The sequence below is a fragment of the Streptomyces dioscori genome, assembly GCF_003024195.1.
Taxonomy (GTDB): domain Bacteria; phylum Actinomycetota; class Actinomycetes; order Streptomycetales; family Streptomycetaceae; genus Streptomyces; species Streptomyces dioscori.
In genome coordinates, this window is record NZ_KZ679050.1 from 167,523 (window position 1) to 187,783 (window position 20,261).

The window sequence follows — 20,261 nt, forward strand, 5'->3', positions numbered from 1 at the left end:
GGCGGCACATGTGGCGGCCGAATGGCGATCGTGTGACGGGAGCGGCCATGGACAGGGGTGGGCCCACAGCGTGTGAATAGGCTCCGGACAGACTTCCTGCCCCCACGACTTGGAGTTGACGTGCATCGCAGACTCATCGCCCCGGGCGCGCTCGTGGCCTCCCTGCTGCTGGCGATCCCGGCGTCCGCCGCGAGCTGGTCGCCCGGGGCGCCGGGCATCGGTGACCCCTACTACCCGGCGTACGGCAACGGCGGATACGACGTCTCGCACTACGACCTCCGGCTCACGTACCAGCCGGCGACGGACCGTCTTGAGGGCACGGCGACCCTGCTGGCGAGGACCACCCAGGATCTCTCGCGCCTGAATCTGGACTTTCTGCTCGATGTGAGCGAGGTGCGGGTCAACGGCGCCAAGGCGTCGTTCACGACCTCGGGCGAGCACGAGCTGGAGGTCACGCCGAAGAGCCCGCTGCCCGCCGGTACGGCCGTCACGGTCGTGGTGCGCTACAGCGGGGTGCCGTCCACGAAGACGGCGTACGGGTTCACCAGCTGGCACCGCACGCCGGACGGCGGGGTCGGGGCGAACGAGCCCGAGGCGGCCTGGTGGTGGTTCCCCAGCAACGACCATCCGCTGGACAAGGCCACGTACGACGTGTCGGTCGCCGTGCCGGACGGGTCCCAGGCCATCTCCAACGGCACGCTGCAGTCGACGAGTTCGCGGGCGGGCTGGACGCGCTACAGCTGGCGGTCCAACAAGCCGCAGGCCACGTACCTCGCGACGCTGGCCGTCGGGAAGTTCGACGTCACCACCGGGACGTCCGAGAGCGGCATCCCGATCGTCAACGCGTACAGCAAGGACCTCGGCGACAACTACGGGGCCGCGCGGGCGAGCATCGAGCGGACCGGGGAGGTCGCGGACTGGCTGGCCGAGTACTTCGGCCCCTTCCCGTTCAACGCTTTGGGCGGATACGTCCCCAACACGAACACCGGGTACGCGCTGGAGACGCAGACCCGGCCGTTCTACAGCCCGCGGCAGTTCGCGAGCGGGACGAACGTGTCCGTGGTCGTCCATGAGCTGGCCCACCAGTGGTACGGCGACTCCGTGTCGGTCGCCGGATGGAAGGACATCTGGATCAACGAGGGCTTCGCGCGGTACGCGCAGTGGCTGTGGTCGGAGCACGAGGGCGAGGGCACGGCGCAGGAGATCGCGGACTACGTGTACGCGTCACGGCCCGCGGAGGATCCGTTCTGGACCGTCAGGCCCGGGGACCCGGGGCCGGAGAACCAGTTCCATCTCGCCGTGTACGACCGCGGAGCGCTGGCCCTGCAGGCACTGCGCAACGAGGTCGGGGACGAGGCGTTCTTCGCCGTTCTGAAGGGCTGGCCGCAGCGGTACGCGTACGGCAACGCGACCGTCGGTGACTTCGTGCGGTACGCCGAGTCGGTGTCGGGGCAGCCGCTCGCGGGGCTGTTCGACACGTGGCTGTACCAGGCGTCCAAGCCGGGGGTGCCCGCTGCGCGGGCCGCTTCCATCGCGCCGGAGGCACGCGGGGCTTCGGCTTCGGCTCCCGTGCGGCCGAAGTCGTGGAAGAAGATCGCCGCGACCAATTCTGTGCACGATCACTGAGTGGTCATGCTGGATGTGGCTCCGCCAAGGGGCCGAGAGGCCAGAGGGCCAGGGGGCGGGGGGCTGTGCCCGGTGGGGCCGTGCGGGTTGTGTGTGGCTGGCCGCGCAGTTCCCCGCGCCCCTTACGGGGCCCGGCTCTCCTTGCGGGACAAGCCCCGGGAGGGTGGGTGCTTGTGCCCGTGGGGCCGTGCGGGCATGACCGTGGTTGAGCGCGCCGTTCCCCGCGCCCCTTACGGGGCTCTCCTTTCCTTGGACGGGCCGTCCGCTGCCAGGTTCGAGGCCAGTTCTGAGACTGCTATGCGGAGCTGGGTCTCGGCGGCAGCGCAGTGGGCGGCCCTGCGGGACCGGCCCTCGGCCAGGATGGCGTCGCGCGCGCGGTGACCCTCGGCACGGGCGGCCGCGAGCGCCTCGGCGTCCTCCTCGGGAGCGGCCTGCGAGTCGGCCACGGACTCGTCACCTGCCTCGTCGCGTATCTCGGCGCCCGCGTCGCCCGCTTGTCGTATGCGGGGCAGCACCCGGCGGTAGAACAGGACGGCGACGACGAACAGCGGCAACGCCACGGGGACCATGGCCATGACTTACCCGATCATGCGTACGCAGCAACGTACATCTGCGCCACTATTGACCGGAACTCACCGTTTGGCGAACCCCGACCCGGGTCGACGCCGCTGCCCGGCCGGGCGGTGGTGTCGGAGTAGGTCTCTTTCACAAGTCAGGTGAGACAGCAATACTGTTTCACCGCGTCCGGTGGTGGGCGTTGTACGTGAAGGAGCAGGCATGGCGACGGATACCGGGGAGCCGACGCTCACCGTCGACGAGCTGGCCGCGCGGGCGGGTGTGACGGTGCGGACGGTGCGTTTCTACAGCACCAAGGGGCTGTTGCCGCCGCCCGTGATCGGGCCTCGCCGCGTGGGGCAGTACAGCCAGGAGCATCTCGCGCGGCTCGCGCTCATCGAGGAGCTGCAGCAGCAGGGGATGACGCTGGCCGGGATCGAGCGCTATCTGCAGCAGTTGCCGGACGGGCTCAGCGCCCAGGACCTGGCCATCCACCGGGCCGTGGTGGCCTCCTGGGCGCCCGACGCGGCGGAGGAGATGAGCCGGGCGGAGCTGGAGCGGCGGGCGGGACGGTCGCTCGGTCGGGAGGAGCTGGACCGGCTCGCCGCGATGGGGGTGCTCAGAGAGGTGGCGGGCCCGGACACCTACCGGGTGGATCTCGGGCTGCTGCGGCTCGGAGTCCAGCTGCTCGACGTACCGATGGCGCACGAGTCGATCCTCGCCGCGCGCAATGTCATGGTGAAGCACACGCGCGCCGCCGCCCACGAGCTCTCCGTGCTGTTCCGGGACGAGGTGTCCGAGCACGCGTCCGTCGAGGCCGTGCGGGATCTGTCGGCGCACATGCAACCGCTGGTGGTGCAGGCTCTGCTGACGACCTTTCAGCGGTCGCTGAACGAGGAGGTCCGGGAATGGCTCAGGAATTCCTGAGGCGTCACAAATAGGCTGATCCGCCTGCCACGTTGAGGGTCTGGCCGGTCAGGAAGCCGCTGCCCTCGTCGACCACGTACAGGAGTGTCGAGACGAGGTCGGGCGGCTCCTGGGTCCTGGGCACGGCCTGTTGCGCGCGGACGTGCTCGAACCCGCCGTCCGCGCCGACCGTCCGCTCGGCGGTCTCCGTACGGACCATGCTCGGCGCGATCGCGTTGACGGTGATGTCGTACGGACCCAGCGCCGACGCGAGCGCACGGGTGAAGCCGATCAGCCCGGCCTTGGAGGCGGTGTACGCCACCATCGTGGGCGGCGCGGTGAGCACGGCGGCCGAGGCGATGTTGACGATGCGCCCCCACCCCGCCGCCTTCAGGTGGGGCAGTACCGCGCGGGTCATCAGGAACGGCGCCTCCAGGTTGACGCGCATCACCCGCCGCCACTCCTCGGGCGTGATGTCCTCGAAGTCCGACGCGGGGTAGACACCCGCGTTGTTGACCAGGACGTGCAGCGTGCCGAACTGTTCCAGCACCTGCTCCAGGGCCGCGCCGATCTGCGTCTCGTCCGTGACGTCGGCGACCAGCTCCACATAGTCCAGAATGCGGTCGGCCGTCTCCCGCTGCGGGACCAGGTCCAGCCCCGCGACCCGGTAGCCGCGTCCCGCGAGTGCGACGGCGAACTCCTGCCCGAGGCCCTGTGCCGCGCCGGTCACCAGGGCGGTACGCGTCTCCATGCGGTGAGTGTGATGACCCGTCAGGCGGGCGGCAAGGGTGCGTTTCCGGTCTCCGGAACGGCCCCGGCGGCCGGGCCTGTTCCATTCGCCGGAACGGCTGTGTTGCCGCTCGCGCCCGGTGGGCCGACGCTGCGGACCCAGCCGTCAGCGTTCCGGAGCCGTGCCCGATGACCGAGACCGACCGTGCCGTGGAGGACGCCGAGCGCGCCCGCGCCCGCGAACAGGGCGGAGGTACGAGGCGCTTCGGGCTGCCGCCGGCCGGAACGTGGGCGGCGCGGCTCCCGACCCGGTGGCTCCCCGACGAACTCGGTGTCCTGCTCGTCCTCGCCCTGCTGATCGCCGGCATCGGCATCCCGTACCCCGACTTCCTCGACAGCGACAACCTGCTCACCACCGCGCACAACTCCGTCTACATCTCGCTGATGGCGTGCGGCATGGTCTTCGCGCTGGCCATGCGTGAGGTCGACCTGTCCGTCGGCGGCAGTTACGCGATGTGCCTGGTCGTCGGCGCCCTGCTGGTGCGGGAAGGCGTGGACCCGTGGCTGGCCGTCCCGGTGATGCTGCTGACCGGGACCGCGCTGGGCGTCTTCAACGCGCTGGTCACCACCCTGCTGGCACTGCCCTCGTTCATCGTCACGCTCGGCACCCTGATGCTGTTCCGGGGCATCGGGCTCGCGCTCGCCGACGGCAAGCAGATCACCGATCTGCCGCTGGACGACTCGTTCTTCACGCTCGCGGGCGGCGATCTGGGCGGTGTGCCGTTCGCGCTGTGGGTGCTGCTCGCGGTGACGGCCGTCCTGACCGTGGTGCTGGCCCGTACCCGTTTCGGGTCCCGGGTGCGGGCCATCGGGTCCAATCCCGAGGCGGCCACGTTCAGCGGAATCCCCGTCGTGCGTACGCGTGTTCAGGCCCTCGCGCTGTCCGGGCTCACCACGGCCTGCGCGTCGGTGCTGGCGCTCGCGTACTACGGCGCCGGGGACCCGACACTCGGGCAGGGGTACGAGCTGCAGGCCATCGCCGCGTGCATCATCGGCGGCACGCCGCTGGCGGGCGGTCGCGGCTCGGTCGTCGGGGCGGTGGCCGGCGCACTGATCCTGGCCGTCGTCGCGTCCGGCCTCGTGTTCTTCGAAGTACCCATCAACTGGACGTCGTTCGCGACCGGCGCGGTGATCCTCGTCGCGGTCGCGGCGGACAGCGCCCTGCGCCGCAGAGGACGCCGCCGAGCAAGCCGCAGACAGTGACGTCACCGCACCTGGAGGCCCTGATGCACGCCCGATTCCGTACCCTGTCCGGCGCCCTCGGCGCGCTGGTGCTCCTCTGCGCCACCGGATGCGGCAACGACGACGACTCCGGAGGCGGGGGCGGCGGGAAGCTCGACATGGGCATCGCGGTGGCCAACATCAGCCTCAACTTCGCGCACGAGATGGTGCTCGGCGCGGAGAGCGCCGCCGACCACGCGGGGGACATGAACTTCAAGGCCGTCGGACCGCCCAACACGGACGGTCCGGCCGAGGTCCAGCTCTTCCAGAACCTCACCGCCGTCGCGAAGGACGGCATCGTCCTGGAGAACCTGGACCCGCCGATCTTCACCCGGCCCGCCGCCCGCGCCGTCGACCAGGGCATCCCGATCGTCGCCCTGGACACCTCCCCCACCGACGGCAGCAAGGTCACCTTCTACGTGGGCAACGACAACTACGCGCTCGGCGAGCTGATGGCCCAGGAGGCGCTGAAGCGGCTCGGCGACGACCCGAAGGGCGAGATCGTCGTCGGGGTGCCCAATCCGGGTACGCCGGTGCTCGACAACCGGGCCGAGGGCATCGCCGACACGTTCAAGAAGGAGGCGCCGGGCGTGAAGGTGCTCGGCCCCTTCCAGACGTACAGCGATCCCGGTCAGAACCACAGTTCGTGGGCCTCGCAGGTCGCCGCGCACCCCAAGGCGCTCGCCTTCCTCGGGGTCGGGGACGCCGACAGCTACAACCTCGCGAAGATCAAGAAGGAGAAGGGCGGGAGGTGGCTGACGGCCGGCTTCGACGTCGACCCCAAGACCCTCGACGCGGTCGAGGACGGCTCGAACTTCGTCACCATCGACCCGCAGCACTTCCTCAAGGGCTACCTCTCCACGGCGATCCTGATCGAGTCCGTGCGCGAGAACGACGGGAAGCTGCCCGACGGCTGGTTCCTGTCCCCCGGCGGTGTCGTGGACTCCTCCAACATCGCCGAGGTCACCGCACGGCAGAAGTCCCCGGAGGCCGCGTACGACTGGTACAAGCCTGTGATCGACAAACTGCTCGGCGACCAGGACGCACAGCTCAAGCCGCTGAAGGACGCGCGCTGAGATGAGCCGCGAGGACATGCTGGACGCGCGGTCACTCGTCAAGTCGTACGGCGGGGTGAAGGCCCTGGACAGGGCGGACATCCGGCTGCGCGGCGGCGAGGTGCACGCGCTGGTCGGGGAGAACGGCGCGGGCAAGTCGACCCTCGTACGGATCCTGTCGGGGACCCTGGCACCGGACGAGGGATCGGTGCGGCTCGCCGACCGCGCGCGGGAGGGCGGAATCGCCGTCGTCTCACAGGAGTTGAGCCTCTTTCCCGATCTCACGGTCCGCGAGAACCTCTTTCCCCACCGCCCGCCGCGCCGCTTCGGACTGCTCGACCGGGGAGCGATGGACCGCGCCGCCCGGCCGGTCCTCGCCGACCTGGGACTCGACGTCGACCCGGGCACCCTTCTCGGCGAACTACCGCTCGCCGATCAGCAGTTGACGGAGATCGCGCGGGCACTACTGCGCCGGCCGCGCGTCCTGGTCCTCGACGAGCCCACCTCCGCGCTGCCGGCCGCCGCCGTGGACCGCCTCGAACAGGTCCTACGCACCCTCACCGAGCGGGGCATCGCGATCCTGTACGTCACCCACTTCCTGGAGGAGGTGATGCGCTTCGCCCACCGCGTGACGGTCCTGCGGGACGGCCGGGTCACCCTGGCCGGAGTACGGGGCGAGGAGATCGGCGTACCGGACCTGGTGAAGGCGATGCTGGGCGCCGCGCCACCGCTTCCGGTGCGCCGTGAGCGAGCCCCTGCCGACGGGCCGCCGCCGGTCGTGCTCTCCGAGGTGTGCGTCCCGGGCCGGCTGACGGACGTGACGTTCACCGTGCGCGCGGGCGAGGTGGTGGGCGTGGCCGGGTTGCAAGGGGCGGGCCATCTCGACGCGCTGGCGGTGGTGTGCGGGCGTACGGCCGTCTCGGCGGGCCGGGTCGGCGTCGGTGACCGGGGGCTCCCGCGTTCCCTGCGCGACGCGATCCGCGCGGGGGTGGCGTTCGTGCCCAGCGACCGGAAACGGTTCGGGCTGATGACCGACCGCACGGTGTGGGAGAACACCACGTCGGTGAGCTGGCTGGCGCTCGGCCGGGGCGGTGTCATGCCGTCCCGCGCCGAACTCGTACGCCGGACAGCCGACTTGACCGCACGATTACGTCTTCGGGGCGGCCCGCACGATGTGGTGGCCCGGCTGTCGGGCGGCAACCAGCAGAAGGTCGTCTTCGCCAAATGGCTGGCCACGGACCCTCGTATCGTCGTTCTCGACGACCCGACACGCGGGGTCGACGTGGGGGTGCGGGCCGAAATGCACGCGATCGTCGGCGAGTTGGCGGCAGGCGGTGCGGCCGTCCTGGTCGCGTCGACCGACCTGGCCGAACTGACGGAGGTCTGCGACCGCGTCCTGGTCTTCGTACGGGGGCGGATCACCGCGGAGGTCAGCGGCGGGCGGCTCACGGAGCACGAGCTGGCGGCGGCGATGCAGTCGGGGGCGGACGTGCGGAGCAACGGAGGTGAGGCTCATCGGAGTTGAACCCCCATGGCCGGCCGGTCCGGCCGTCACGCGGACAGTTCCCGTGTCAGGGCGCGGGCCGCCGCGCACACCCGGGCGCCGACGCGGTCCACGTCGAGGCGGCGGGTGCCGCCGGTCACGGACAGGGCGGCGACGGGGCGGCGGTCCCGGGCGTAGACCGGGGCCGCCACGGCCGAGACGCCGACCTCGGCCTCCTCCAGATTGACGCCGAAGCCGCGGGCACGGGTGCGTGCCAGGTCGCGGGCGAGCTGGCCCGGCAGGACCAGGGAACGGGGGGTGAGGCGTGCCAGCAAGGGGCCGGGCGGCCGGGGGTCGTGGGCCAGGAAGACCTTCCCCGTGGCGGTGCAGTGGGCGGGCAGCCGGCCGCCGGTGCGCGAGACGATCGGCGTGGCGCGGCGGCCGGTGAGTTTTTCCAGGAAGAGTGTGTCGGGTCCGTCGGGGACGGCGAGGTGCACGTTCTCGCCCGTCGCCTCGTACAGGTCGCCGAGGAACGGCAGCGCCACGTCCCGCAGTTCGCGCGCGGAGGGCGCCGACTGGCCGAGGACGAAGAGCGTGAGCCCGATGCGGTAGCGGCCGTCCGGGGCCCGTTCCATGAGCCCCAGCGTGACCAGTTCGGCCAGCAGCCTGTGCACGGTCGGTTTGGGCAGACCCGTGCACAGCGACAGCTCGGCCAGGCTCTGCGAGCCCTCCGACTCACCGCAGGCGCGCAGCAGCGCCGCACCGCGCGCGAGCACCGACTTCGGCACCTGACCATCCGTCATGGACCGATGGTCGGGCCCCGGCAGGCGGGTGACAAGGTGCGGGTCCCTGTGAGTCGCCGACGACTCGCCCGGTCGCCCTGACGTACTAGCCCGGTCGCCCTAGCGCAGGGGCACGTCGACGAGCATCGGCCGTGTCAGTTCACCTGCTCCCGCTACGAGTTCGCGCAGCTGGTCCGCGCTGCCCGCCCGCACGGCGTCGACCCCGAAGAACCGGGCCGCCTGGGTGAAGTCGAGCCGCCCCAGCTCGGTGCCGGGGCAGGTCCCGGTGCCGCCTCGCGCCTCGTAGGTGTCCTGGAGGGTCCGGTAGGCGCCGTTGCCCATCACCACGAACAGCACGGGGGCCGCGTACCGTGCCGCGCTCCACAGGCCCTGGAGGCCGAAGAGGGTGCAGCCGTCGCCGAGGACGGCGACCACGGGCCGGCCCGGTTCGGCCAGGGCCCGGCCCACCGCGGCGCCGATCCCCCAGCCGAGACCGCCGCCGACGGTGTGCGTATAGCTGCCGGGCCGGTCGAGGTGGACGAGTCTGCGGAGCAGCAGGCCCACCGTGATGGCCTCTTCGACGACGGCCGTGCCGGGCGGCAGTCCGCGTGCCACGGCGTGGGCGGCGGCCCAGGGGGCCAGGGGCGCCGGGGAGTACGCGGCGCGCGCGGCGGCTTCCGTACGGCCGCGTTCGGCCGTGTGCCGGTCGCCGACGCGCAGCATTCGGCTCTTCGCGGTGTGTGCGGGAACGCGCTCGGGCAGCAGTTCGGCGAGCCGGTCCAGGGAGGGCCCGAGTGCGCCCACGAGGCCGTGGTCGGCGGGGAAGTTACGGCCGATCTCGTCCGGGTCGGAGTCGAGCTGGATGACGGTGATGCCGGGCGGCAGCGCGGGACCCGGGGTGTAGTGGTGCGGAGTGAAGGCGTGCGCCCCCACGATGAACAGGGTGTCGTACGGGTCCAGCGCGGCCCGGATCGCGTCGTGGCGCGGCGGCAGCATCCCCGCGTACAGGGGGTGGGTGGTCGGGAAGTTCAGGAAGTCGGCCATCGGCTGGTGGTGCACGGGTGCCCCGCAGGCTTCGGCAGTGCGCACGAGGGCGGCCGTCGCGTCCTCGCGGCCCACACCGTCGCCCGCGACGATCACGGGCCGCGCGCCGCCGCCGAGCAGGACGGCGGCCCGGTCGAGTCCGCCGGCCGGCGCGGGTCTGGGTGCCGGCGTACGGGCGGGGACCTCGACCTCGGTGTCCTCCGCGAGCAGGTCCATGGGCACGGAGACGAGCACGGGCCCGGCGGGCGGTCTGGCGGCGAGCGCGAAGGCGCGGCGCAGCGCGAGCGGCAGGTCGCGGGCGTGCTGGATGTCGTACGCGGCTTTCACGGCCGGTGCGGCGAGCGCGACGAGGTCCGCGCTGAGCATGGGGTCCTGCTGGAGGTGGCGGCGGTCCTGCTGGCCTGCCATCACCACGAGCGGGGTGCGTGAGCGGCGGGCGTTCAGCAGGCCGACGAGTCCGTTGGCGAGGCCGGCCGCGATGTGCAGGCTGACGAAGGCGGTCCTGCCGGTGGCGCGGGCGTATCCGTCCGCCATGGAGACGACCGCGCCCTCGTGGACACCGAGGATGTACTCGGGTGCCTGTTCGGTGTCCACGAGGGCTGCCAGGAAAGGCAGTTCGGTGGTGCCGGGGTTGCCGAAGACGCGGTCCACGCCCTCGCCGCGCAGGATGTTCAGCAGGGCGGGGGCGGGGCGGCAGCCCATCGTTGGCTCCTCGTGGGGACGGGACCGGTCGCCGGTCAGCGTGGGGCACCCGTCCCTTCGGGGGCAAGGGCGGCGTACCACTCAGCGGTACACCTGCCGGTGGGGCGCGGGTCGCTCATGTTCATCTGCGGGCCGGTGGGGGCTGATCGCGCAGTTCCCCGCGCCCCTTCAGGGCAGAAGCACGGGTCCTGGCTTCTGCCGCGCCGTCGTGGCCGGTCGCGCAGTTCCCCGCGCCGCTTCAGGGCGAAAGCAGGTGTCCCGGCTTCTGCCGCGCCGTCGTGGCCGGACGCGCAGTTCCCCGCGCCGCTTCAGGGCGAAAAGCGGGGGCGCAGCCCCGCTTTTCAGGGGCGCGGGGAACTGCGCGGCCCGCCCCCACCGGCCCGCAGACGACAACGCGCCCCACCAAGGGCCCCGTCAGCGGTCGCTGAACCGCTCACCCTTCGACGCCTTCGACACCAGCAGCGCCGGCGGCGCGAACCGCTCCCCGTAGCGCTCGGCCAGCTCCCGCGCGCGGGCCACGAACGCGCTCAACCCCGTGCCGGACCCGTCCCGGCCCTCGTAACCGTTGATGTACTGCAGTACACCGCCCGTCCAGCCGGGGAAGCCGATCCCGAAGATGGACCCGATGTTGGCGTCGGCGACCGAGGTCAGGACGCCCTCCTCCAGGAGGCGGACGGTGTCCAGCGCCTCGGAGAACAGCATGCGCTCCTGCATGTCCTGGAAGGGGATCTCCGCGCCCGGCCGGGTGAAGTGCTCCCGTAGCCCCGGCCACAGCGCCGCGCGCTTGCCGTCCGCCCCGTACTCGTAGAAGCCCGCGCCGCCGCTGCGGCCGGTGCGGCCGAACTCGTCGACCATGCGGTCGATGACGACGTCGGCGGGGTGCGTGACCCACGTGCCGCCCGCCTCCTCGACGGCCCGCTTCGACTCGGTGCGGATCCTGCGGGGCAGGGTGAGCGTCAGCTCGTCCATCAGGGAGAGCACCTTGGCCGGGTAGCCGGCCTGGGCGGCGGCCTGTTCGACGGAGGCGGGCTCGATGCCCTCGCCGACCATCGCCACGCCCTCGTTGATGAAGTGCCCGATGACCCGGGAGGTGAAGAACCCGCGCGAGTCGTTGACGACGATCGGGGTCTTCCTGATCTGCCGTACGAGGTCGAAGGCGCGGGCCAGGGCCTCGTCGCCGGTCCGCCCGCCCTTGATGATCTCGACGAGGGGCATCTTGTCGACGGGTGAGAAGAAGTGCAGTCCGACGAAGTCGCCCTGCCGCTCGACGCCTTCGGCGAGCGCGGTGATCGGCAGGGTCGAGGTGTTGGAGCACAGCAGTGCGTCCGGTTCGACGATGTGCTGGATCTCCTGGAACACCTTGTGCTTGAGCGCCGGGTCCTCGAAGACGGCCTCGATGACGGCGTCGCAGCCCGCCACGTCCTGGGGGTCCGCGGTGGGCGTGATGCGGGCGAGCAGCGCGTCGGCCTTCTCCTGGCTCGTACGGCCGCGGGAGACGGCCTTGGCGCAGAGCTTCTCGGAGTAGTTCTTGCCCTTGGCGGCGGCCTCGGCGGAGACGTCCTTGAGGACGACGTCGATGCCGGCGCGGGCGCACGAGTACGCGATGCCGGCGCCCATCATCCCGGCGCCGAGGACGGCGACCTTACGGACCTGGCGGGGCTCGACGCCCTGGGGGCGGTTGGCGCCGGAGTTGACGGCCTGGAGGTCGAAGAAGAAGGCCTGGATCATGTTCTTGGCGGTCTGGCCCGCGGCCAGTTCCACGAAGTAGCGCGCTTCGATGACCTGCGCGGTCTCGAAGTCGACCTGGGAGCCCTCGACGGCCGCCGCGAGGATGTTGCGCGGCGCCGGGTAGGGCGCGCCGCCCGTCTGCTTGCGCAGGTTGGCGGGGAAGGCGGGCAGGTTCGCGGCGAACTTCGGGCTGGCGGGGGTGCCGCCCGGGATGCGGTAGCCGGGCTTGTCCCAGGGCTGGCTCGACTCGGGGTTGGCGTCGATGAAGGCGCGGGCCTTGGCCAGCATGTCCTCCGGGGTGGCCGCCACTTCGTGGACGAGGCCGTTCTCCAGGGCGCGCTGCGGGCTGTACTGGGTGCCCTGGAGGAGCACCTTGAGGAGGGCGTCGGCGATACCGAGGAGGCGTACGGTCCTGACGACGCCGCCGCCTCCGGGCAGCAGGCCGAGGGTGACCTCGGGGCAGCCGATCTTGGAGCCGGGCGCGTCGAGGGCGACGCGGTGGTGGCAGGCCAGCGCGATCTCGAAGCCGCCGCCCAGGGCCGCGCCGTTCATGGCGGCGACGACGGGCTTGCCGAGGGTTTCGATGCGGCGCAGGTCGCGCTTGATGGCGAGGCCGCCGTCGAGGAGCTGCTGGGCGGTCTCGGGCGTGACCTGGATGAGGTCGCGCAGGTCGCCGCCCGCGAAGAAGGTCTTCTTGGCGGAGGTGAAGACGATGCCGCGGACGGCCGCGGGGTCGGCCCGCACCTCGGCTTCCAGGCGGTCGGCGATCGCGGTGAGCGACGCGCGGAACGCCTGGTTCATGGTGTTCGCGGACTGGCTGGGATCGTCGAGGACCAGGGTGACGACACCGGTGTCGTCCTGTTCCCAGCGGATGGTGGTGCTCTCGGTCATCTGGAGGTCTCCGTAGATGTCAAAGTCTTGTCCGCCGCGACGGCGAGAAGCCCGAAGGGGTGGTCCGGCGGTGCGCCGAACCGGCCCGCGTCCGGCGAGGGAAGGACGGGCTCGCGTGCCTACAGGCGCTCGACGATCGTCGCGATGCCCATGCCGCCGCCCACGCAGAGCGTGGCGAGGCCGAACCGCTTGTCCTGGCGCTCCAGTTCGTCGACGAGCGTGCCGAGGATCATCGCGCCGGTCGCGCCGAGGGGGTGGCCCAGCGCGATCGCGCCGCCGTTGACGTTGACCTTGTCCAGGGACAGGCCCATGTCGCGGGCGAACCGCAGGACGACCGCAGCGAAGGCCTCGTTGATCTCGACGAGGTCGATGTCGTCGATGGTCAGCCCGGCCTTGGCGAGTGCCTTGCGGGTGGCGGGCGCGGGCCCGGTCAGCATGATGGTCGGCTCGGAACCGGAGACGGCCGCGGAGACGATCCGCGCGCGCGGGGTGATCCCGTACCGCTCGCCGACCTCCTTGGAGCCGACGGCGACGAGCGAGGCGCCGTCCACGATCCCGGAGGAGTTGCCGGCGTGGTGGACGTGGTCGATCTTCTCCACCCAGTGGTACTTCTGCAGCGCCACGGCGTCGAAGCCGCCCAGGTCGCCGATGTCCGCGAACGAGGGCTTCAGCTTGCCCAGGGAGTCGGCGGTGGTGCCGGGGCGCGGGTGCTCGTCGTGGTCGAGGACGACGAGTCCGTTGCGGTCCTTGACGGGGACGACCGAGCGACCGAAACGGCCGTCCTTCGCGGCCTCTGCGGCCCGCTCCTGGGACAGTGCCGCGTACTCGTCGACATCGCGGCGGGAGAAGCCCTCGATGGTGGCGATGAGGTCGGCGCCGATGCCCTGGGGTACGAAGTCGGTGGCGAGGTTGGTCATGGGGTCGGCGAACCAGGCGCCGCCGTCGGACGCCATCGGCACCCGGGACATCGACTCGACGCCGCCCGCGAGGACGAGGTCCTCCCAGCCCGAACGGACCTTCATCGCGGCCAGGTTGACGGCCTCAAGACCGGACGCACAGAAGCGGTTCTCCTGGACACCGGCCACGGTGTCCGGCAGTCCGGCGGCGATGGCCGCGATACGGGCGATGTCGGACCCCTGGTCGCCGACCGGTCCGACGACCCCGAGCACGATGTCGTCGATGGCTGCCGGGTCGAGGCCGGGGAAGCGGGCCTGGATCTCGTGGATGAGTCCGACGACCAGGTCGACGGGCTTGGTGCCGTGCAGGGCGCCGTTCGCCTTGCCGCGGCCGCGCGGGGTGCGGATCGCGTCGTACACGTACGCTTCGGTGGTCACTCGTGAGCCTTTCAGGAGGAGCCCGGGGGCGCCGGGCGGGTCAGCCGAGCAGGGAACGGCCGATGATCTCCTTCATGATCTCGGTCGTCCCGCCGTAGATGGTCTGGATGCGGCCGTCGGTGAAGGCCTTGGCGACGCGGTACTCGGTCATGTAGCCGTAGCCGCCGTGCAGTTGGAGGCAGCGGTCGGCGACGCGTTTCTGCAGTTCGGTGGCCCACCACTTGGCCATCGAGGCGTGCACGGCGTCGAGTTCGCCCGCCGTGTGGTCGACTATGCAGCGGTCGATGAAGGTGCGGGTGACGGCGCACTCGGTGGCCATCTCGGCTATCTCGAAGCGGATGTGCTGGAGCCGCGCCAGGGGCCGTCCGAAGGCCTCGCGCTCCTTGACGTACTCGGTGGTGATCTCCAGCAGGTGTTCGGCGGCGGCGATCCCGGCGACGGCGATCCCCATGCGCTCCTGCGCGAGGTTCGTCATCAGGTGCACGAAGGCGCCGTTCAGCTCGCCGAGCAGGTTCTCCTTCGGGACGCGTACGTCGTGGAAGAACAGCTCCGCGGTGTCCTGGGCCTTCTGGCCGATCTTGTCGAGGTTGCGGCCCCGCTCGAAGCCCTCGGTGCCGCGCTCGACGACGAGCAGGGAGAGGCCCTTGGCGCCTCCCTCCGGAGTGGTCTTCGCGACGACGATCACGAGGTCGGCCAGGATGCCGTTCGAGATGAACGTCTTGGAACCGTTGAGCAGCCAGTGGTCGCCCCGGTCCTCGGCGTGCGTCCTGATGCCCTGGAGGTCGGAGCCGGCGCCGGGCTCGGTCATCGCGATGGCGGTGATCAGGGAGCCGTCGCAGAACCCGGGCAGCCAGCGCCGCTTCTGCTCCTTCGTACCGAGGCCGGTCAGATAGGGCCCGATGATGTCGTTGTGCAGCCCGAGGGCCAGCCCGGCGGCTCCCGCGCGGGTGAACTCCTCGGCGAGCGCCGCGCTGTGGCGGAAGTCGGCGTCGCCACCGCCCCCGTACTCCTCGGGGACGGCGAGACCCAGCAGTCCCTGCCGGCCGGCCGCGAGCCAGGCCTCGCGCGAGACGATGCCGTCCTTCTCCCACTGCTCGTAGTGCGGCAGCACCTCCTTGGCGAGGAAGGTGCGGACGGTCTCGCGGAACGCCTCGTGCTCGGGCGTGAAGATCTGCCGCTTCATTCGGGGGTGCCCTTCGGTTCGGGAGCGCCCGTCGGCTGCGGGGTGCCCTTCAGTGCGGTCGGTTCGGGAATGCCTTCCAGGAGGCCCGGTACGTCCCAGTCGCGGGCCACGTCGGCGGTGCCGGTGCCCGGCAGGGCGGGCCCGCCGCGGACGGCGGTGGGGGTGGCGGAGAAGCGGGGTGCGGGGGCGGGCTGGGTGATGCCGCCGTGGTCGGTGAAGGTGCCGCGGGCCGCGAGATGCGGGTGGTGCGGTGCCTCGCGCAGGGACAGCACGGGCGCCACACACGCGTCGGAGCCTTCGAACACGGCCGCCCACTCGTCGCGCGTACGGGTCCTGAACCGGGCCGCGACCGCCTCGCGCAGCTCGCCCCAGCGGGCCAGGTCCTTGCGCGCGGAGGCGTGGTCCCCGAGGCCGAGCAGTTCGGTGAACTCCTCGTAGAACTGCGCCTCCAGCGCGCCGACCGCCATGTGACGACCGTCGGCCGTCTCGTACGTGCCGTAGTACGGGCAGCCGCCGTCGAGGAGGTTGGCGCCGCGCCGGTCCTGCCAGCCGCCGGCGGCCAGCATGCCGTGGATCATCGAGGACAGGTGGGCCGTGCCGTCCACGATCGCCGCGTCCACGACCTGGCCCGCGCCGGTGGCGCGCGCGTGATGGAGGGCGGCCAGGACGCCTACGACGAGGTACAGGGAGCCGCCCGCGTAGTCCCCGAGGAGGTTGGCGGGGACGGCCGGCGGCTCGTCGGGAGCACCGATCATGCCGAGGGTGCCGGTCAGCGCGATGTACGCGATGTCGTGCCCGGCGCGCGGGGCGAGCGGCCCGTCCTGGCCCCAGCCGGTCATCCGTCCGTAGACGAGTCCCGGATTGCGGGCGTGGCAGGCCTCGGGGCCGATGCCGAGGCGCTCGGCGACACCCGGCCGGAAGCCCTCGACGAGGATGTCGGCGCGCTCGACCAGGGTGAGGACCCGCTCGGCGCCGTCGGCCGCCTTGAGGTCGACGATCACCGAGCGCTTGTTGCGGTTGGTGACGTCGTGGGCGGGGTCGATCGCCAGGGATCCGCCGCCCGGCCGGTCCACGCGGACGACGTCCGCGCCCAGATCGGCCAGCAGCATGGCGGCGAACGGGCCGGGCCCGATGCCCGCCAGCTCGACCACGCGCACCCCGGCCAGCGGTCCGTGCCCCGCCGTTCCCGTTCCCGCGCTCTCCGCCGTTTCCGCCCCTGCTGCCGCCGCCATCAAGCCCCCAGCACTGTGACACAACTGATGTAACATCAGTGATGTTAAGAACGCGTTCCACTTCGCACAAGCCCCCGGCGAGCAAGCGCTCAGTCAATTCTGGAAGCCCTGGCCGGTTCCCGCGACGGGGCCCTGCTCCGTTCGCTCCAGTCGCACGCTAGCCTCGGCCACCGACAACGGCGCGGGCTGAACGGCTGAGAGGTGCCATGAGCAGGCAGGACAGGACCGGGCGCGCGTACGACATCGTGCTCTTCGGAGCCACGGGATTCGTCGGAGGACTGACCGCGGAGTACCTCGCCGCACATGCCCCCGAGGGGCTGCGCTGGGCGATCGCGGCCCGCGGCACCGCGAAACTGGAACGGCTGCGGGACCGCCTCGCGGCGATCGACCCGGCGTGCGCGGAGCTGCCCGTACTGCGGGCCGACGTCACCGATCCGGTCTCCCTGAGGGAACTCGCCGAGCACGCGCGCGTGGTGGCCACGACCGTCGGCCCCTACGTGGAGTACGGCGAGGACCTGGTCGCCGCCTGTGCGGACGCCGGCACCGACTATCTGGATCTCTGCGGAGAGCCCGAGTTCGTGGACCTCATGTACGTACGGCACGACGCACGCGCGCGTGAGACCGGCGCCCGGCTGGTGCACGCCGCCGGATTCGACTCCATCCCTCACGATCTGGGCGCCTGGTTCACCGTGCGGCAACTGCCCGAAGGGGTGCCGCTGACCGTGGACGGCTTCGTGCGGGTCGAGGCGATGTTCTCGGGCGGAACCTTCGCGTCCGCCCTCAACCAGTTCGCCCGCGGACGGCATATGCTCGCCGCCGCGCGCGACCGCAGACGGCACGAGCCGCGCCTGGTCGGACGCCGGGCGTACGTGCCCCCGAGCGCCCCGCGCTACGCGAAGGAACTCGGCGCGTGGGCACTGCCGCTGCCCACCATCGACGCGCAGATCGTGCAGCGGTCCGCGCGGGCACTGGAACGGTACGGGCCCGACTTCCGCTACCGCCACTACGCGGCCGTCGAGACGCTGCCGTCGGCCGTGGGCGGGGTGGCCGGGGCCGGGGCGCTCTTCATGGCGGCGCAGGTGCCGCCCGTGCGGCGCTGGCTGTCGGGCCGGTTCAAGCCGGGCGAGGGCCCGGACGAGGAGAAGCGGGCTGCCAGCTGGTTCTCGGTGCGGTTCGTCGGCGAGGGCGGTGGGAAGCGGGTCTTCACCGAGGTGGCCGGCGGGGATCCCGGCTACGGGGACACCGCGAAGATGCTGGGCGAGTCCGCGTTGTGTCTCGCGTCCGACGCGCTGCCCCGCACGTCGGGGCAGGTGACGACTGCCGTCGCCATGGGGGATTCGTTGATCGAGCGGCTTCGGGGGGCGGGGATCACTTTTCGGGTCGCGGCCACTCGGTGACGCTGCGCCGGCGAGAGGCGTAGGGGTGCTGCCCGGGGGCTGGTGCGGGTTGAGTGGGGCTGGGGGCGCAGTTCCCCGCGCCCCTGAAGGCACGCGGCCCGGGCCGCCGCAGGAGTCCGCGGCGTGGTCAGAACGGCCAGTCCAGGATCGTGTAGATCATTGCGGCTGTCCAGGCCACGCCTGCCACGACCGCCAGGGCCAGGCCTGCCATCACGGCACGCTCGGCGGGCTGGGTGGGGCCTGCGGCGGGCTCGGGAGCGCGGTGTGTCGTCATGCGGCCAAGCCTGTCGATCATGGCGGGCCGCGACATCCGTACGCGTACTCAGAAGGCGTACTCAGGACACGTACTCAGGAACCCTGCCCGGAGGGCGTTCTCATGTCGTCGTCGCCTTCAGGGCGCGGCGGCACAGGGCGTCCGCGGTGCGGGTCGTCTCCGGGAGGCGGAAGCGCGGCGCCAGGTGGAGGGTGTGGGCGCAGGCGTTCTCCAGCGTGACCCGGTGGCCGACCGAGACGAACACCGGCTTGATGCCCGCCTGGGTGCGCAGCGCCCGGCCGACCTCCTCCTCGCCCGCGAGGAGAGGGGACGACGAACCGCGCGGGGCGCCCGGCTCCTCGTGCGTGAACGTGAACGGGTTCTTGGCGACCCCGACCGTCGGGAGGCCGGTGAGGACGCCGAGGTGGCTCGCCAGGCCGAAACGGCGTGGATGGGCGAGCCCGTAACCGTCGCAGACCACGAGGCCCGGCGCGCACGGCAGCGCTTCGAGGGCGGCCATGACCGCCGGGACCTCCCGGAAGGCGAGCAGTCCGGGGACGTACGGGAAGGGCACCCGGCCGACGGCCGTGGACTCCGCGACCACGTCCAGGGTGGCCGCGTCGAGCACGACGGCCGCGGCCACGACGACATCGCGCTCGTCGTCGTAGGCCACGTCGACGCCCGTCACCCGGCCGGTGCCGGGCGGCGGGCCGGGTTCGTCGAGGACCACCTGCCCCCGCAACTCGTCCTGCACGGTCCGGGCCCGCTCTTCGGTGGCGGGCCAGCCCGCGGGGATACGTACGGTGGTCGTCGTCATGGTGCCGTCGAGCCTAGGGCAGGCCTCGGACACCGGAACGTCAGCGTTGCAGGCGGGCCACCCTGCCCTTCTCCCCGGAGGCCCAGCAGGCCCGGTCCGGGGTGCAGTCCACGGTGTCGTACGAGCCGGTGTCCAGCGTGCGCCAGGTGCGGCCGCCGTTCGTGGTGAGGTCGGTGCCGGTGGGGCCGACCGCGAGGGCGGAGGTGCGGCTGTGCGGGAGCCAGGTGACGCCCGAGCGGTAGGCCGGCGGCGGTGTGCCGGCCGTCGTCCAGGTGCGGCCCCCGTTCCCGCTGACCGCCGCGGCCTTCGGTGAGGCCTGGTCGGCGCGGTAGTCGCCGCCGACCGCGATGCCGTGCGTCCGGTCGCGGAAGGCGAGGGCGAAGACTCCGCGGGCCGGGTCGCCCGCCGGGACGGGGGTGTCGGTGGCCGTCCAGGTCCGGCCGCGGTCGGAGGAGTGCAGTACGCGCGCGCGTGCCGCCCCGCCCGTGGCGAGCCAGACGTCCCGCGGTCCCGAACCGACCAGGCACTGCCCACTGGCGGCGAAGCCCGCCTCGCCCTCCTGGGCGGCCGGCATGCCGTCGGAGGGCAGCACCTTCCAGGAGCGGCCGCCGTCACCGGTCGACAGGATGCGGAACTTGCCGTCCACGGGGTCGCTCATCGCCAGGCCGTGGCGCGCGTCGAAGAAGGTCACGCAGTCGTAGAAGGCCTTGGCGTCGGTGTTGCGGAAGGACTCGGTCCAGGTCGCGCCACCGTCCTCGGTACGCAGGATCCGGGACGCCTCGCCCTCCCCGATGGCCAGGACCACGGCCCGCCTGCTGTCGAAGGCCTCGACGTCACGGAACTCCAACTCGGCGGCGCCGGGCGGCGATACGTCCCGCCAGCTCGTACCGCCGTCGGTGGTCCGCAGCACGGTGCCCTTGGAACCCGCCAGCCAGGCGGTGTTCCGGCTGACGGCGGCCAGGCCGCGGAACCGCGCGTCCGTGCCGCTGTCCTTCAGCTCCCAGTGCGGCGGTCGATGCGTCTCCCGGTACGACTCCCGGGGCGTCGGTTTTGCGCCACTCGACCCCTGATCGGCGGTTCCGTCCGCCTGCGCCGACCCCGTGAGCGCGGTCGCGAACGCCGCTCCGCACACCCCCACGGCCAACAGGCGCCCTGTGAATCCCTTGTTACTCGTGCGTCGCGTCTTGCCCAAGCCCCTCATGGCGGGCGAAGCTAGCCCACTCCCCCGATCACGTCCAGATGCCCCGGGAGGCATCAGCGGTC

17 protein-coding genes are annotated in these 20,261 nt (G+C 72.0%); 6 read left to right on the plus strand and 11 right to left on the minus strand.

The window, feature by feature from the left end; translation table 11 throughout:
• The first annotated feature begins 120 nt into the window (after positions 1-120).
• A complete protein-coding gene (locus C6Y14_RS29930; RefSeq protein ID WP_199854905.1) occupies positions 121-1,626 on the plus strand; it encodes a M1 family metallopeptidase in 1,506 nt (501 codons plus the stop codon).
• A gap of 230 nt (positions 1,627-1,856) precedes the next feature.
• Here C6Y14_RS29930 and C6Y14_RS29935 read toward each other — a convergent pair whose 3' ends face one another.
• Entirely contained in the window at positions 1,857-2,201 is a 345-nt protein-coding gene (locus C6Y14_RS29935) for a hypothetical protein (protein ID WP_107019975.1), read from the minus strand.
• A gap of 202 nt (positions 2,202-2,403) precedes the next feature.
• Here C6Y14_RS29935 and C6Y14_RS29940 point away from each other — a divergent pair, with 202 nt between their 5' ends.
• Positions 2,404-3,108: a MerR family transcriptional regulator gene (locus C6Y14_RS29940; protein WP_107019976.1), complete on the plus strand. Its 705-nt coding sequence runs from the start codon at positions 2,404-2,406 to the stop codon at positions 3,106-3,108.
• Positions 3,109-3,112: 4 nt separating this feature from the next.
• Here C6Y14_RS29940 and C6Y14_RS29945 read toward each other — a convergent pair whose 3' ends face one another.
• Positions 3,113-3,838: an SDR family NAD(P)-dependent oxidoreductase gene (locus C6Y14_RS29945; protein WP_107019977.1), complete on the minus strand. Its 726-nt coding sequence runs from the start codon at positions 3,836-3,838 to the stop codon at positions 3,113-3,115.
• Positions 3,839-4,005: 167 nt separating this feature from the next.
• On the opposite strand from C6Y14_RS29945, the gene C6Y14_RS29950 reads away from it, so the two are divergent.
• From C6Y14_RS29950 to C6Y14_RS29960, 3 genes are read left to right on the plus strand one after another with little or no spacing between them, the layout of a single operon-like run.
• Complete coding sequence (locus C6Y14_RS29950) at positions 4,006-5,079, plus strand: ABC transporter permease (RefSeq protein ID WP_107019978.1); 1,074 nt, start codon at positions 4,006-4,008, stop codon at positions 5,077-5,079.
• A gap of 23 nt (positions 5,080-5,102) precedes the next feature.
• Positions 5,103-6,173: a sugar ABC transporter substrate-binding protein gene (locus C6Y14_RS29955; RefSeq protein ID WP_107020112.1), complete on the plus strand. Its 1,071-nt coding sequence runs from the start codon at positions 5,103-5,105 to the stop codon at positions 6,171-6,173.
• A 1-nt stretch (position 6,174) separates the two neighbouring features.
• Positions 6,175-7,677, plus strand: coding sequence for a sugar ABC transporter ATP-binding protein (locus C6Y14_RS29960; protein ID WP_107019979.1), 1,503 nt, complete (start codon positions 6,175-6,177; stop codon positions 7,675-7,677).
• A gap of 26 nt (positions 7,678-7,703) precedes the next feature.
• Here C6Y14_RS29960 and C6Y14_RS29965 read toward each other — a convergent pair whose 3' ends face one another.
• The 6 genes from C6Y14_RS29965 to C6Y14_RS29990 form a co-directional block, all read right to left on the minus strand.
• Complete coding sequence (locus tag C6Y14_RS29965; RefSeq protein WP_107019980.1) at positions 7,704-8,438, minus strand: IclR family transcriptional regulator; 735 nt, start codon at positions 8,436-8,438, stop codon at positions 7,704-7,706.
• Positions 8,439-8,537: 99 nt separating this feature from the next.
• Positions 8,538-10,163, minus strand: a complete 1,626-nt coding sequence (locus C6Y14_RS29970) for a thiamine pyrophosphate-binding protein (protein WP_107019981.1) — start codon at positions 10,161-10,163, stop codon at positions 8,538-8,540.
• A gap of 414 nt (positions 10,164-10,577) precedes the next feature.
• Complete coding sequence (locus C6Y14_RS29975) at positions 10,578-12,782, minus strand: 3-hydroxyacyl-CoA dehydrogenase NAD-binding domain-containing protein (RefSeq protein WP_107019982.1); 2,205 nt, start codon at positions 12,780-12,782, stop codon at positions 10,578-10,580.
• Between the two features lie 119 nt (positions 12,783-12,901).
• Positions 12,902-14,116, minus strand: coding sequence for an acetyl-CoA C-acetyltransferase (locus C6Y14_RS29980; protein ID WP_107019983.1), 1,215 nt, complete (start codon positions 14,114-14,116; stop codon positions 12,902-12,904).
• A 40-nt stretch (positions 14,117-14,156) separates the two neighbouring features.
• Entirely contained in the window at positions 14,157-15,299 is a 1,143-nt protein-coding gene (locus C6Y14_RS29985; protein ID WP_107019984.1) for an acyl-CoA dehydrogenase family protein, read from the minus strand.
• A complete protein-coding gene (locus tag C6Y14_RS29990) occupies positions 15,296-16,531 on the minus strand; it encodes a CaiB/BaiF CoA transferase family protein (RefSeq protein WP_107019985.1) in 1,236 nt (411 codons plus the stop codon). Before C6Y14_RS29990 ends, C6Y14_RS29985 begins: the two co-directional genes overlap by 4 nt.
• Positions 16,532-16,737: 206 nt before the next feature.
• On the opposite strand from C6Y14_RS29990, the gene C6Y14_RS29995 reads away from it, so the two are divergent.
• A complete protein-coding gene (locus C6Y14_RS29995) occupies positions 16,738-17,928 on the plus strand; it encodes a saccharopine dehydrogenase family protein (RefSeq protein ID WP_107019986.1) in 1,191 nt (396 codons plus the stop codon).
• 127 nt (positions 17,929-18,055) lie between these two features.
• On the opposite strand, the gene mmpA is transcribed toward C6Y14_RS29995, so the two are convergent.
• The 3 genes from mmpA to C6Y14_RS30010 form a co-directional block, all read right to left on the minus strand.
• Positions 18,056-18,202 (minus strand): morphogenic membrane protein MmpA, encoded by a 147-nt coding sequence (mmpA, locus tag C6Y14_RS44655; protein ID WP_199854919.1) that lies wholly within the window; start codon positions 18,200-18,202, stop codon positions 18,056-18,058.
• A gap of 100 nt (positions 18,203-18,302) precedes the next feature.
• Positions 18,303-18,998 carry an endonuclease V gene (locus C6Y14_RS30005; protein WP_107019988.1) on the minus strand — a complete coding sequence of 232 codons (696 nt, stop codon included), beginning with the start codon at positions 18,996-18,998 and terminating at the stop codon, positions 18,303-18,305.
• Between the two features lie 40 nt (positions 18,999-19,038).
• Positions 19,039-20,199, minus strand: coding sequence for a WD40/YVTN/BNR-like repeat-containing protein (locus C6Y14_RS30010; protein WP_107019989.1), 1,161 nt, complete (start codon positions 20,197-20,199; stop codon positions 19,039-19,041).
• Positions 20,200-20,261: the final 62 nt, after the last annotated feature.